Below are 13,500 nucleotides of genomic sequence, written 5' to 3'. Positions count from 1 at the left end.
ATTTATTAAAATCAATAACTTCTATAAACCCAAAGTCTGAACACCCAGGATAATAACAATGACTACAAACGTCAATTTGTATTAAACTTCCAAACCCAGCTTCTAAGTTATAGAAGTAATCTGCAATTATTTTTTTATTTACTCTAAGGAAATATGTTCCTTCCTCATGATGAACTAATTCAAATTCTTCTACCACCATAAAAGTTCACCTCCAAATTCGACCTTCGAGTATGTCAGATAACGTCTTTTTTATGAACTTCGTAATTCGCCATACCGAAGGTATTCGTGAATTGATTCCGCTATCCTGCCCGTTAGCGTAACGAAGGGCTACCACGCTGCAGCCCTTTCGGTGTTCAACTATCGTATCCCGTTAGTTCAAGGAAATTCCTTACATAAAATTTCTTGTGAAGTATCAACATAACTATGAGGTGTTGAAAATGTCAAAAGTAAGAAATGGTTATGTTTTAAGCATATCTATATTATTAGCTTCCTCCGTGTTCTTCTCAAGTTCTTATGCACAAGGATTGCCGAATTCCCATGCAAGTGACTCCAAAGAGGTAAATAAACGGGTTGAAGAGCTAGAAAAACGTTTGAACCAGCTTGAGCCACCTGAACCGATTTCAATTATTAAATCACCAGAGGAAGTAGAAACCGAAAAATACTATCCATCCGACACCATTCCTATTCCTGAGATAATGGATAATGGAACAAAAATTCCCTTCAACGTTATAAAGAATGACCCTAACTATAAAAGACCCGTATATGAAGAACATTGGCATAGCACATATTGGGGAGGCAGATGGAGTTATGTTCCTAATCGAATACATTATGCACTCCATCGGCTATTTACCACTTATGACATTGGAATATCTGGCGAGTTAAATTTCAAACAAAACGTTAGCATTGATTTCCCCATGTTTCAAAACAAAACTGATCTTGATTTGTATATCGTTGTTTTCCAAACGACTGTCACTGATGTATATACAATAGGAAACCAAGTAATTGTCGTGGGTACTCCCGAACGAAATGGAGTTCAAGTCTTGACCGTTAAAACAGGTGATTTACATCCTTCCGATTTAAGGAAATTGTTGCTTATTCAATTAGCAACTCCCCTTGGACATGAGCTTGATTACTCACTCATTGTCTACGAATCACCAGATTTTTGGTTAAAACAAATACAAAAAGCAAAAGAACGATAACGATAAAGGCGCTACATTAGCGCCTTTTTTCATGCTTTAATTGTAACTAATCTGCCTGTTAGCTTAATAAAAAAAGGAGCAGCTGCCGCAGCAAACTGCTCCTTGTATGTTCAACTATCGTGTCCCGTTAGATCAATGCCAATGTAAGAAAAAGCCACTACTTCAAGTGACTCTCGATCTCTTAAAACCTGAAATTGTTTCTTTAATTATTTTTCCTGAGTCCTCGACGAACCACCGGTGCCATTTAACTCAGAGTGGGACGCCCCCAAGATTTCCAAGTGCCAAATCATACCAAAATCTTCCTGCTCTTGCGGAACTCTCGGGTGTTACGTCCACGCCAACCCAAATCGGCAGCGATGGTTGAAAGGGACGAGGAGCAACTTTTTGAACCGTAGTAACAAAAATCTAGGAGCTGCCGCGAGGTAAGCTCCTTCACTATTGTGCCCGTTCAGCGAACAGTCTTCAGTTTCCCTTTTTTGGCGGTAACAATCGGTTGATAATAGCCCGAATCTGCTGGCATGTGCCAATCAATGTTGTCAAAACCGGCGGCACTTAATATCTGACTGAATTCATCTCTGAGCAGAGCCCTGTAATTTGTTCGTTGAACACTTGTATTCCATTTCCCCTCACATTCAATCAAGATGAAATGATTTACCGTGTAAATTCTATCATCATTCGACCAATCCCACACCTGAAAAACGACACGTTTGCCATCATCGAGCACGCGTGGCGTGGTAGCATGCTCCTTTAGTTGTACGTGATGGTCATAGTCCCTAATGGTAATTAACAGTAAACCGCCTTCAGATAGCTTCGCATGCATATTACGGCAAGCCGCTGCTAGATCCTCATCGGTTAGCAGATGGGGAATTGCATTGTCAGCTGATAATACAATTGAAAACTCTCCTTCAACGTCATCCTGCAAAGTACGAAAATCTGCTACACCAAAATTGATAGTTACTCCTGCCTTTTCCGCTTCTTTTGCACCACGGGCAACGGATTGCGGGCTAATATCGGTTGCAGTTACATCATAACCAAGTCGAGCCAACCCAATGGCTTGTGTTCCGATCCCGCACGAAGCGTCCAAAAGTGTTTTTGATTTGAGTTCGAAATGAACACGAGGGGAACGAATAAACTCATCCAGAATTTGACCTTGTTGCGATAAAGTTTGATACCAATCGTCGAAAATGAGATGATACTCAACCGAGAGTTCGTCATAAAAGTTTGTTATTGAATCCTTAATATTGATTCCCCCTTTAATCATAGTTTGTCACTTGCTTATAATGAAAACGATTATAAATTCATTTAAACTGCTATATTATTTCAATTTAACTATTCTACCTATCACTAATATCCCAAAGGATACCACTACTTTCCTATTGTTGTATACTGCCCGTTAGCTCAACGAGGCAGCCGATTTATGCCGGCAGCCTCGTCCTGGTTTTTATGATGCTATAGTATCCCGTTAGCGTAATCTTCTATGTGACTTGTGCAATTTATAAGATTGCACTCCCATTCATCGTTTATGAAATTTAGTTTTGTAATTGAGGTATTTCCAAAGTGAATATCAATATTAATATCCGGAATGAAATATTTTATAGTTAGTCCTATCAGCGCCCCATGACTTACAACTAATATTCGTTTATCACTGTAATTTCTTAGTAATTCCGAAACAAATGATGACCCTCTTTGAATTATTGATTCGTCTTTTTCTATCCCTAGAGAAAGGCTCTCCCATTGTTCTCCCCATTTACTAATGCGCTCCTCAAGTGTAGTACCTTCCGTCACACCTTTATGCATCTCTCTTAAACGCCTGTCAGTCTGGACAACTAAACCTATTGATTCTGCAACAATACTCGCAGTTTCGCTTGCTCTTGAAAGATCACTAGAAAAGATTAGATCCCACATATCTTCCTTCAGACGGGATGCCAGTTGGCGAGCTTGGTTTCTCCCTTCTTCGTTTAAGGGAATGTCACTTTGACCTTGGGCTCTTCTCTGATAATTCCAATCGGTCATACCATGTCTAATAAAGATAATCTGAGTCAATTTATCGCACCCCTTAATCTAAAAAAACTTACTATAATTTTACACTAGGAGTACGTGCTTTTGTACTCATTATATTCGACCTTATCTCTCCGTTAATCTGCCCGTTAGCGTAATCGACCGATTTCATAAGCTTTCTCAATTGCTGATTTGTAGTTATCCCATTTAAAGTGGAAAGGTCCAATATCGAGTGGTTGGTTATTATGTTCTAAGTAAAAGTTACTCCACTCAACAATATCTGACTCTTTATCAATAGCTACAGAAATATAACCGCATTCTAAATCACCGCACTGCGGACAAATCAAGATTGGATACCTATGATACTTAAGTTCAAAGGGATATTTAAATAAGAAGTAATCAGTTATAAGCTGTTGATGCTCATCATTACCCCAACCAAAGGCTGGTATGAAGTCGTACTCTTTCAGCCTTTGAAATAAGGATACCGAATCAATGACTAAGTCAGCAAATACTGTGTTGTTTTCTTCTTTTGAAACATCTTCTCCATACCTGCTGGCTAATCTTGTCTCCAGAAAGTTTATATTAGTCATGGATTAAATCCCCCAGTACGTAACGCTACCATCCATATTAGCACATATTGAAAGTATCCTGCCCGTTAGCTCAACGAGGCTGCCGATTTATTCCGGCAGCCTCGTCCTGATGATTATGATGCTATCGTTCTCCGTTAGTTCAATAAACGGCACATTTTTGGGAAGTTGCCTTCAGTTAAAACTTATTGGAGTCCTTTAGAGTTATTTCAAATGTTTCCCCATCAAGTTCTAACTCCACATGGTTGTCCCAGTTCAAAAATTCATCACATGTTATTGCTAATTTATTGTTAGACCAACCATGGAATTTAATTATATCCATTTTTACCGGACTATCTACTGAAATTTTATCTTCTAATGTTGATTTAATGATTTCGATATTATAATAATCAGCTAAAATGAAAACCCCTAATGTGGTTACTGTTAGATTTTGATATTGAGGCTGGGATTCATATTCAACTAACTTTTCACTGTCACTGTCAAGTCTATATAAATAATCTGAAGTTAGAACAAGTACGGAATTATACTTTATTGATACTGAAACATCTCGTGGAAATCCTCTAAAGTTTCCACACCATTCGGTTAAATCATCGTTAGTGAATTTAATCCAAGTCCAGTTTTAGGAATTCCAGGGGCTGGAAATATCATAAATCCTCTCCTTGCATTCTCCTGATTGAGGCTGATTTATTATCTCCGCTTTGATTATCACCATTTGTCCTCCATAATTCTTCTAAATCTAATTATAGATATTCAAATATCGTATTCAACTATCCTGCCAGTTAGCTCAACGAGGCTGCCTATTTATGCCGGCAGCCTCGTTCTGGTGTTTGTTAAGCTATCGTTCCCAGTTAGCGCAACGAATCTATTGTAAGCTCAGATGCTCTTCACCGTTTATCGTATGCGTCACCTAAAGCTTTAAAATTCTCGTCTAACCAATAAATTAGTTTCCCTTTATGTTGAAGAAGTTGTTGTAACAACTCTGTGAATGACAACGCGATAATCGGTGTATCCCCCACCAAACCATGTGTTTCATGAAAGCTATCGTAACACCTTCCGAGACGTTCAGAGTGCAAATCGATTGTTATAAAATCACCATTCCCACAATCAACGACTGTATACCAATCGTTGGTTATGTCATCCTCCACTTCTTCACCAAGGATTTCTAAATTGGCCGATTTAAACTCCATTGGTGGGAGTACACGATAGGAAAAATCAGAACCATTGAAAAGCAGCATACCACCGCATACTTCATAAAATGCCTTTAGATCGGGTGGCAACACATGAGAAGGAGGTAGTATTGGTAAACCTGATGCAGGATTCACTTCACAGTTTTTAAGTGTCTTAGCATCTTGAATCAATCGTATTACGTTACTCATGTCATCGTCCCTTCGTCAGTCGCCCATCTCTTCTTTAAGCTCTCGTTCCTCGTTAGCTTAATGACAAATGCCACCCTATAACATCGTTTTACAGTTGAGCCTACCTTATCCTCACTCCCGAATACTTCGGAGGAGCAATCGTCGCGGCGCTTGCAAAACGGCCCCTTATCTAACGAAAACATTAATACATCGGAGTCTAATAGTGGCAAGGAGCCTACTTTTTCCGCATTTTAAAAGCGTTCCTAGAACTTGAATTATTAAATGCACTTTTGATTTGAAATTATTTACAATTTAGCGCAACATTTTCCTTTGATATGCAGTTAGTATTATGTAAGTAAAATACAAGAGAGGGGTCTTCTTTCTTTAGGAACAGTAATGCAGCATCATACGCGGTAGGAATAATTACTAATATAATTAGGAGTGATTTATGAATGAAGATGATGAAAAAAATCACATTATCATCAACTATTGCAGCCGTAGTACCAGCTACAGCCTTCGCTGCTGATGCCACAAACGGGAATGCATTCTTTATAAGCGGATTACCAGCTACAGTTATTTCAGCGGCAGATTATTATGAGGATCCGTCTATCAGTACATTGGGTTATTCGTATTATACTACAAATGCTAGAGCAGATTTTGCTGGAATTTCTAATGCTGACATATGAAAAAGCTCTTAATTTCTGTCTTTGCCGGTGCAATGGTTTTAACTGCCACAGCTTGCAGCTCTGATAAAGAAGTAATGACAGGATCTAGCCCGACCTCAACGCCAGAAACTAATAATGTTGTGGTAAACGAAACAATTAAACCAAAAGAACAAGAACTGGAAATCGTTACGGGTGAGGCCAAGCATGCTGCATATAATAGTGTACAGGCACTGGTGACAAAAGCCGATCTTGTAATCCAAGCTACCTTTACTGGAGAGCGTGAAACAAATGTATATAGGGGTGCTCTAGGGGAGATTGGTTACATTAATTCAATTTCTACAATTGAAGTTAAAAAAGTCTTCAAAGGGGATTTGGCAGTAAAGACGAGAATTCAAACCTTCGAACCTGGTTACGTAAATGAAAATCAGTACGTTAATGTCGAAGGATACAATCTGATGAATGAAAAAGGCAAGTATGTATTGTTCCTACGTCAGAATCCAGATAGCGACATATACACAGTAGTCGGTATGTATCAAGGGAAATATGACTTAAATGTAAAGGAACAACTAACCAATACTGAGCAGAAAACAATTAGCAGCGAATATTTGGGCAAGAATGTTGAGAAATTCAATAAACTTAAACAAGAAGTCGTTTCAAAATTTGGTGAATAAACATCCAGGCTAACGAATTCAAACGGTCGGTATCTCCCCCCGGGCTTGCACCAACAATACCACCACTTTTTTTCTGTTTAGTTGTCATGATTAAAATATCTTCTTCATGTATGGTTTGTATGAATAAAAGCAGATAGATTAATAGCTTGCTAACAATTAACTAAATATTAAAAGGCAGACAAGTTAGCACACAAACATTTTAATTAGTATGCTAATTAAAATCCAGAAAAAGGAGAGAAGACCTAAAACAAATTACTCTCCATTTGCTTCATAAGTCGCCTTAAAAGGAGTCGTTCATCCGTTGAGATCGACTTTAGCAATTTTTCTTGGTGCTTTTTCCATATGCTCCGAACAGGCTCTTCAAGATTTTTTCCTTTGTCGGTTAGAAAAATACGCATAGCTCGTGCATCTTTCTCATCACGCTTACGGTAAATAAATCCGTTTTGCTCAAGTGACTTAACCATATTGGTTACGGTAGGAGGTTCACAATTCAAATATTCACTTAGCTGCATTTGTGTTATCCCATCACTTGACCATAAACGATAAAGCAGATTATCTTGTCCGACATATAGATTTAATTCCCGCAGACTTTCGCTGTACTCTCGCCTCATTCTAGCCGAGAGTTTGTCAAACAACTCACGAATCTCACAGTCGACCATTGACTCCATATGCTATTCTCAGCCTTTATCATAGTAGTTTTGTTTAGCAGGCTAAATATTTCACAAGTGCATTCAGCAGTCAACAAACGCTCGTTCATGTCTTGCCACCCCTGTCTATATGTTACATTACGCTTCTTTATTGTTTCTGACCATTCATTAATCATTCATTTTCCATGCTACCCAGCACGTTAGCGCAATAAAAAGAACAGGCCAATGTCACACCTGCTCGTTCATGTATGATTCAACTAACGTTGCCCGTTGTTATTTTAAAAATAGATAAAGAAAATTAAGGATTAAATGCCTCTATCAAGGTTCAATGTGAACATTTGTTGCATACCATTCACCTTTCTTCAATTTCATCGTCAGAGTGACAGGTTCTTCAAAGCCAAAGTCTTCTGGAGCGTACCGCTGTTTTACCCAGACTTTTGCATAACCAAAAAAATGTAAAACAAGTGGTGTTTCAATTTCATGGAATTTAGGTTCGTACGTATATTCAGTGTAAGTTAAATGCCGTTGTAATGGATTAATATCTTTATATACGTCTGAATGCATGATATTTTTATATTCTACGTCGTTTTGCAACCCGACCCGAAGAATATTTCGGGCGTCCTTGGCAATCCAAATAGCAAAAAAGATATAAATTGTGCAAAATAATACGATGCTTATTAATAAAATCAAAATTAGTGTCCGCTTTTTTTTCAGAACAATAACACCTCCGCGTAGTATTTTCTTTTTAATGCTCTTTTTATTGGAAAGGAGCATTATTCTGCTCGTAAGCTCAACAAAAAGGCATCCGATCGTTTTGGCCGGATTTCGCAGTGTTGTTATTCAGCTATCCTGTCTCGTTAGTTGAATGAAGAGGTTCTTTAAATCTAATTTTTCTAAATAAAAAGGGGACACAGATTAATGCTAAACCAGCAAGAACAAATATAGAACCGTAAGTTATGAGTGAGGGTGTAGTGGCTGGTATGAGCATTCCAAGCTCATATACTGATTCCCCGCGAGCTTGTGTTAATAAAACTACAAATCCTTTATAAATAACATATAGCCCAAAACCGGGGACAATCCATACTAGGGCTTTAAACAATAAAATACCTCCTTTAGTCATTAATAATAAGAACGCTATTTTCCGGAAAAATTTACTTATGCCATCTTCTCTATTTCTCGAGCGTTTTCCTTTATCCTCAAGACCCGCCCAATACCGCTCTATACCGTGAGTCCTTTAAGCTAATCTGCCCATTAACGCAACGAGGCTGCCGTTTCATACCGGCAGCCTCGCGAAAATGAAGACACTTTTTAGGCGATGCTGTAATGTTCAACAATAATAAAGATTTCAAACTTGCAGGACAATCTAAGGTAAGGCGAGACTACGATTACTTAGTGCAATTGCTAATTATCATTCCGTTTCCTTCCTGCGCTTCTAAATTAAAACAGCCAAAAAATCGTGTAGGACACGACTTTTTGGCTGTTTGAGACAATTGACTACATGCCGTTACGAATTATCATTCAACTGATATCAATTATTTCGTTTCCACAATCATTATGAACAATAAGAGGCAGGTCAGCAAATAGCAATACATCTTCATTTAGTGATACTTGCAAAACCGCCATTTTACTATGGCGGTTTTTCTTCTGCTCAATTATCAACATTAATTTTCTTATTAATCCAATCACACATTAAACAATTGCATGATGTCAAAACTGTACGGGGATTCCCCTCACTCTAAGGCTTGCCACGATATTCCCTTAAATCCGTTCCTCAAGACTTTGCGGCTATTTCTTGCACGATTTGCTTCACAAAAGCGTCAACAGGCAGCATGCCCGCGTCACCCTTGCCCCGTTTCCTTACAGCAGCTGTCCCTGCGTTTTTCTCATTTTCCCCCAAAACCAGCATATACGGAACCTTCTCGAGCCCCGCCTCGCGGATCTTATAGCCAAGCTTTTCGTTGCGCGAATCCACCTGCGTCCGTATGCCGGCTTCCGCCAATACTTGTTTTACTTGCAGCGCATAGTCGATATATTTCTCCGATACCGGGAGCAGCTTCACTTGAACGGGAACCAGCCAAAGCGGGAACGCACCTGAGAAATGCTCTGTCAATATGCCGATAAAACGGTCAATGGAGCCGTACACCGCGCGGTGGATAACGACCGGTCGGTGCTTCTGGCTGTCCTCGCCAATGTAGGAGAGATCGAATTTCTCCGGCATCTGGAAGTCGAGCTGAATCGTGCCGCACTGCCAGCTGCGCTTGAGCGCGTCGAGAATATGGAAATCGATTTTGGGACCATAGAACGCACCGTCGCCTTCATTCACGCGATACGTTATATTACGGTTGTCCAGCACACTCCGCAGCGAATGCTCGGCCTGATCCCACAGCTCCTCGGAGCCCATGGAATCCTCTGGTCTTGTTGACAGCTCGATTTTGAATTCAAAACCAAACACATGGTACACATGGTCGATCAGCGCGATCGCCTTGTTAATCTCTTCTTCGATTTGGTCAGGCCGGACGAAGATATGCGCATCATCCTGGCAAAACGTGCGGACGCGCATCATGCCGTTCAAGGCTCCCGAATACTCGTGCCGATGCACCTGGCCGAATTCCGCCATCCGGATCGGCAGCTCCCTGTAGGAGTGCAGGCTGTTTTTGAATATAAGCATATGCCCCGGACAGTTCATCGGCTTAAGCGCATACGGCGTATCGTCTACATCCGTGAAATACATGTTGTCCTTGTAGTGGTCCCAGTGGCCGGACTGCTCCCACATCCGCCTATTCATCATGAATGGCGTACGCACTTCCTCATAATCGCGCTGCCGCTGCAGGCCGCGAATCAAGTTCTCAAGCTCCGTACGGATAGTCATGCCATTCGGCAAATAAAACGGCATGCCCGGCGCTTCCTCGGAGAACATAAACAGCTCCAGCTCCTTGCCGAGCTTGCGGTGATCGCGCTTCTTCGCTTCCTCCAGCAGCTCCAAATGCTCTTCGAGCTGCGCCTTCTTCGGAAACGATGTGCCGTATATCCGCTGCAGCATCTTGTTGTCCGAATTGCCGCGCCAGTAGGCACCGGCAACATTTTGCAGCTTGAACGCCTTGATTCGCCCTGTTGACGGCAAATGCGGGCCGCGGCACAAATCAACAAACTCGCCTTGCTCATACAGGGTTATGACCGCATCCTCCGGCAAATCGCGGATCAGCTCCAGCTTGAGCGGCTCTTCCTGCCGGGCAAATAACGCCGCCGCATCCTCACGGCTTACCTCGCTGCGCTGGATTGGCAAATTCTCCTGTATAATCCGGCCCATTTCGGCTTCAATCGCCGAGAGATCATCGCTCGATAACGGCTTCTCAATGTCAATGTCGTAATAGAAGCCGTCTTCGATCACCGGACCAATGCCCAGCTTTACAGCCTGCTCCCCGTAGATTCGTTTGAGTGCCTGCGCCATGACATGAGCCGTGCTGTGGCGGTACACTTCCAGCCCTTCCGGACTGTCCAGCGTCACGATTTCCACTTGGCTGTTCTCAATGACCCCTCGTTTCAAATCGACCAGCTTGCCGTCTACTTTGCCTGCGACAGCGTTTTTGGCGAGCCCCATGCTGATCGATTCTGCGATTTGGGCAAGTGTCGTGCCGCTCTGGTACTCCTTGACTGTTCCATCCGGTAATGTAATTTCAATATTCATCATGCAGCCTCCGATCGAATGAGTGGAACGCAAAAAAAACACATCTCTCCCAGAAAGGGACGAGTGCGTTCAGCTCGTGGTTCCACCCTCATTCGATCTGCCGCTATATTCATGGCTGCGCCATTCATCAGCAAAAGCAAGATCCTTATTGAGCATCCGTTAACGGGGATGACACGGTGTTATTTACAACCGCCCGAACAAGCGACGGGTTCCATAACACGGCTGCAAAGGGGTAACTACACAATCGTCAGCTGTAGAGGCTCTCAGCAATCGCCTCTTTCTCTGGACAGCCCGTAAAGGTAATCATGTCTTTGGTCATAGCCTATTTCTGGCTAAATTGTAATCCTAACTTCTGAAGATGTCAACCATGCCGAATCTCCGCTTTACTCGGTTGAAGAGCGCTCATGCAAGAAATCGGAGGGCGAACGGCCCGTGCTGCGCTTGAATATACGATAGAAATAGGACACGTCGTTGTAGCCCAAATAATCGGCGATCTCGCTGATCATCAGCTGTGATTCCGTCAGCATATAAATCGCGGTTTTCATCCGCTGATTATGAACATATTCGCTAATCGTCTGGCCCGTTACCGTTTTGAATAAAGTGGCGGCGTAATTAGGCGTTGTGTTAATCACATCGCCCAGCTCTTCCTTCGTCACCCGCTCGCGATAGTGGGTAGATATGTATTGCTTCATGCTGTCTACACGGCGATGCTTCTCCGATGGGATGGTTCCCCGGTCCCGCTCCTGGTTAATATAGATCAGAGCTTCCACCAGAAGGGACTGCGCCATTAATTCGAAATAGGACGGCCTCTCCTTGTATTGCGTCAATATAGCGCGAAGCCGTTCCTGCACAACCTCAAAGCAGCCCAGCCGTACCCGCAGCGGCTCCCGAAGCTGAAGAATCGGCAAGGCGCATTCCGATGCGGTTTTGCGAAAGTTGATCACGTACTTGGTGTGCACGAGCGTTGGAATGCTTTTGCCATAGTAGGCAATATGACCGGGAATCAGCAGCAGGTCGCCCTTCTCCAGAATGGCTTTCTCCTCGTTCACCCAATATACACATTTGCCATAGGTGACCAGCAGCAGGTGAAAGGATAGCTTGCGCCCCTCCCCCTCCTCGTACCAATCCGCGCCGTTGTCCTGATGGACATCCGAAATAGCCAGCATCCTTACCGCCCCTTATTCCAGTACTATTGTACATTCATTGTACTATAGTTCTTATAAGGTTACGAGCTCCCGCGTTACAATGAGAAAAACGAGGAGGCCTACAACATGCTAAAAACAAAAATTATTTGTACAATGGGTCCCGCTTGCGACTCCGTTTCCACGATTAAAGAAATGATCCAAGCAGGGATGACCGTTGGTAGACTGAATATGGCTCACGGCGAATTGGAAGACCACGTCATGCGAATGAACAATATACGGCAAGCAGCGCGCGAGCTAAACACTTTCGTGCCGATTATGATGGATATTAAAGGACCTGAAGTGCGCATCGGCAAGCTGAAGGAAGCTTCCTGCGAGCTTGTAATCGGCGAAGAGCTGGCCCTAACGACAGAGGATGTGCTTGGCGACGCGACGCGCCTGCCTGTTAACTATAGTGAGCTGCCATTGGTCGTGAAAGCAGGAGACCGCATCCTAATTGACGACGGACTTGTCGATCTCACCGTGCTTTCCGTAGAAGGCACTGAAATTCGCTGCCGCATCGTTAGCGGCGGCACGCTGAAGCCGCGCAAAGGCGTTAACCTGCCCGGCATCAAAACGACTTTGCCAGGCGTAACGGAGCGCGATGTCGTGCATATCCATTTCGGCATTAAGCATAATGTCGAGATCATTGCCGCATCCTTCGTCCGCAAAGCAGAGGACATTCTGGAAATCCGCAATATTCTCGAAGAAGCCAACGCAAGCCATGTCCAAATCATCTCCAAAATCGAGAACGAAGAGGGCATGCTTAACCTAGATGCCATCATCGAAGCGTCCGACGGCATTATGGTTGCCCGCGGCGACCTTGGCGTTGAAGTGCCGATCGAGGACGTGCCGATGATGCAGCGCGAAATGATCAACAAATGCAACCTGGTCGGCAAGCCCGTAATCGTTGCTACCCATATGCTCGAGTCCATGCAGGTAAACCCTCGCCCGACAAGAGCCGAGGTCAGCGACGTAGCGAACGCGGTCATTCAAGGCGCGGACGTCGTCATGCTTTCGGGCGAGACGGCAGCCGGGAAATATCCGATTCCTTCCGTTCGGACAATGGCTTCCATCGCGAAAAAAGCGGAATCCATGATCGATTACAAAGAGCAATTTGACAAAAGAAGAGCACAGCAGAGCACTAACATTACAGAGGTTATTAGCCAAGGCGTCGTCAGTTCCTCGCTTGAGCTGAATGCAAGAGCTATTCTCACCTCGACGGAAAGCGGCTTTACCGCGCGTATGGTGTCCAAATATCGCCCGAGCGCCCCGATCATCGCCATTACGCAGCATGACCATGTGCTGCCGAAAATTTGCCTGCTCTCCGGTGTTATTCCTGTGAAGGGCGATCCCGTTACGACGACGGACGAAATGTTCGAATCCGCAACGCGCAATGCGAAGCTAACGGGTCTTATCGACACAGGCGATATCATCGTCCTGTCTGCAGGGGTGCCGATCGGCCAAGCTGGCGCAACCAACCTGATCAAGGTTACGCAGGTTTAGTACCCG

The 13,500-nt window shown here is 43.2% G+C and carries 14 protein-coding genes; 4 read left to right on the top strand and 10 right to left on the bottom strand.

Annotated elements, in window-relative coordinates:
• A partial coding sequence (locus tag FHS16_RS26660) for a hypothetical protein (protein WP_183569932.1) occupies positions 1-199 on the bottom strand: 199 nt, incomplete at its 3' end.
• A 238-nt stretch (positions 200-437) separates the two neighbouring features.
• On the opposite strand from FHS16_RS26660, the gene FHS16_RS26655 reads away from it, so the two are divergent.
• A complete protein-coding gene (locus FHS16_RS26655; protein WP_246431981.1) occupies positions 438-1,199 on the top strand; it encodes a hypothetical protein in 762 nt (253 codons plus the stop codon).
• 448 nt (positions 1,200-1,647) lie between these two features.
• On the opposite strand, the gene FHS16_RS26650 is transcribed toward FHS16_RS26655, so the two are convergent.
• The 4 genes from FHS16_RS26650 to FHS16_RS26635 form a co-directional block, all read right to left on the bottom strand.
• Complete coding sequence (locus tag FHS16_RS26650; protein ID WP_221226481.1) at positions 1,648-2,460, bottom strand: class I SAM-dependent methyltransferase; 813 nt, start codon at positions 2,458-2,460, stop codon at positions 1,648-1,650.
• 188 nt (positions 2,461-2,648) lie between these two features.
• Positions 2,649-3,242: a histidine phosphatase family protein gene (locus FHS16_RS26645; protein WP_183569930.1), complete on the bottom strand. Its 594-nt coding sequence runs from the start codon at positions 3,240-3,242 to the stop codon at positions 2,649-2,651.
• A gap of 104 nt (positions 3,243-3,346) precedes the next feature.
• A complete protein-coding gene (locus FHS16_RS26640) occupies positions 3,347-3,787 on the bottom strand; it encodes an oxidoreductase (RefSeq protein WP_183569928.1) in 441 nt (146 codons plus the stop codon).
• 881 nt (positions 3,788-4,668) lie between these two features.
• Positions 4,669-5,160, bottom strand: coding sequence for an SMI1/KNR4 family protein (locus FHS16_RS26635; RefSeq protein ID WP_183569926.1), 492 nt, complete (start codon positions 5,158-5,160; stop codon positions 4,669-4,671).
• A gap of 431 nt (positions 5,161-5,591) precedes the next feature.
• On the opposite strand from FHS16_RS26635, the gene FHS16_RS26630 reads away from it, so the two are divergent.
• Both FHS16_RS26630 and FHS16_RS26625 read left to right on the top strand, forming a co-directional pair.
• Positions 5,592-5,825 (top strand): hypothetical protein, encoded by a 234-nt coding sequence (locus FHS16_RS26630; protein ID WP_183569924.1) that lies wholly within the window; start codon positions 5,592-5,594, stop codon positions 5,823-5,825.
• On the top strand, positions 5,822-6,475 hold the full coding sequence (locus FHS16_RS26625) for a hypothetical protein (protein ID WP_183569922.1): 654 nt from the start codon (positions 5,822-5,824) through the stop codon (positions 6,473-6,475). The genes FHS16_RS26630 and FHS16_RS26625 overlap by 4 nt, the downstream gene beginning before the upstream one ends.
• 242 nt (positions 6,476-6,717) lie before the next feature.
• Here the strand turns inward: FHS16_RS26625 and FHS16_RS26620 are convergent, their stop codons facing one another.
• The 5 genes from FHS16_RS26620 to FHS16_RS26600 form a co-directional block, all read right to left on the bottom strand.
• A complete protein-coding gene (locus FHS16_RS26620; protein WP_183569920.1) occupies positions 6,718-7,143 on the bottom strand; it encodes a MarR family winged helix-turn-helix transcriptional regulator in 426 nt (141 codons plus the stop codon).
• Between the two features lie 297 nt (positions 7,144-7,440).
• Entirely contained in the window at positions 7,441-7,896 is a 456-nt protein-coding gene (locus tag FHS16_RS26615) for a hypothetical protein (protein WP_183569918.1), read from the bottom strand.
• A gap of 70 nt (positions 7,897-7,966) precedes the next feature.
• Positions 7,967-8,221, bottom strand: coding sequence for a hypothetical protein (locus FHS16_RS26610; protein ID WP_183569916.1), 255 nt, complete (start codon positions 8,219-8,221; stop codon positions 7,967-7,969).
• A 672-nt stretch (positions 8,222-8,893) separates the two neighbouring features.
• Positions 8,894-10,807, bottom strand: coding sequence for a threonine--tRNA ligase (gene thrS / locus FHS16_RS26605; RefSeq protein WP_183569951.1), 1,914 nt, complete (start codon positions 10,805-10,807; stop codon positions 8,894-8,896).
• Positions 10,808-11,190: 383 nt separating this feature from the next.
• Positions 11,191-11,973: a helix-turn-helix domain-containing protein gene (locus FHS16_RS26600; protein WP_183569914.1), complete on the bottom strand. Its 783-nt coding sequence runs from the start codon at positions 11,971-11,973 to the stop codon at positions 11,191-11,193.
• A gap of 105 nt (positions 11,974-12,078) precedes the next feature.
• On the opposite strand from FHS16_RS26600, the gene pyk reads away from it, so the two are divergent.
• A complete protein-coding gene (gene pyk / locus FHS16_RS26595) occupies positions 12,079-13,494 on the top strand; it encodes a pyruvate kinase (protein WP_183569912.1) in 1,416 nt (471 codons plus the stop codon).
• The last annotated feature ends 6 nt before the right edge of the window (positions 13,495-13,500 follow it).

Origin of the sequence: Paenibacillus endophyticus, from assembly GCF_014192395.1 — a bacterium.
Taxonomy (GTDB): Bacteria; Bacillota; Bacilli; order Paenibacillales; family Paenibacillaceae; genus Pristimantibacillus; species Pristimantibacillus endophyticus.
Note: the sequence above shows the minus strand (reverse complement) of the source record. Positions and strands in the feature narration are given on the sequence as shown.

Coding starts and splice junctions, on each gene's coding strand:
- FHS16_RS26630 (WP_183569924.1), top strand. CDS start 5,592: ATGAAGATGATGAAAAAAATCACATTATCATCAACTATTGCAGCCGTA.
- FHS16_RS26620 (WP_183569920.1), bottom strand. CDS start 7,143: ATGGAGTCAATGGTCGACTGTGAGATTCGTGAGTTGTTTGACAAACTC.
- FHS16_RS26615 (WP_183569918.1), bottom strand. CDS start 7,896: ATGCTCCTTTCCAATAAAAAGAGCATTAAAAAGAAAATACTACGCGGA.
- FHS16_RS26600 (WP_183569914.1), bottom strand. CDS start 11,973: ATGCTGGCTATTTCGGATGTCCATCAGGACAACGGCGCGGATTGGTAC.
- thrS (WP_183569951.1), bottom strand. CDS start 10,807: ATGAATATTGAAATTACATTACCGGATGGAACAGTCAAGGAGTACCAG.
- pyk (WP_183569912.1), top strand. CDS start 12,079: ATGCTAAAAACAAAAATTATTTGTACAATGGGTCCCGCTTGCGACTCC.
- FHS16_RS26655 (WP_246431981.1), top strand. CDS start 438: ATGTCAAAAGTAAGAAATGGTTATGTTTTAAGCATATCTATATTATTA.
- FHS16_RS26650 (WP_221226481.1), bottom strand. CDS start 2,460: ATGATTAAAGGGGGAATCAATATTAAGGATTCAATAACAAACTTTTAT.
- FHS16_RS26625 (WP_183569922.1), top strand. CDS start 5,822: ATGAAAAAGCTCTTAATTTCTGTCTTTGCCGGTGCAATGGTTTTAACT.
- FHS16_RS26635 (WP_183569926.1), bottom strand. CDS start 5,160: ATGAGTAACGTAATACGATTGATTCAAGATGCTAAGACACTTAAAAAC.
- FHS16_RS26640 (WP_183569928.1), bottom strand. CDS start 3,787: ATGACTAATATAAACTTTCTGGAGACAAGATTAGCCAGCAGGTATGGA.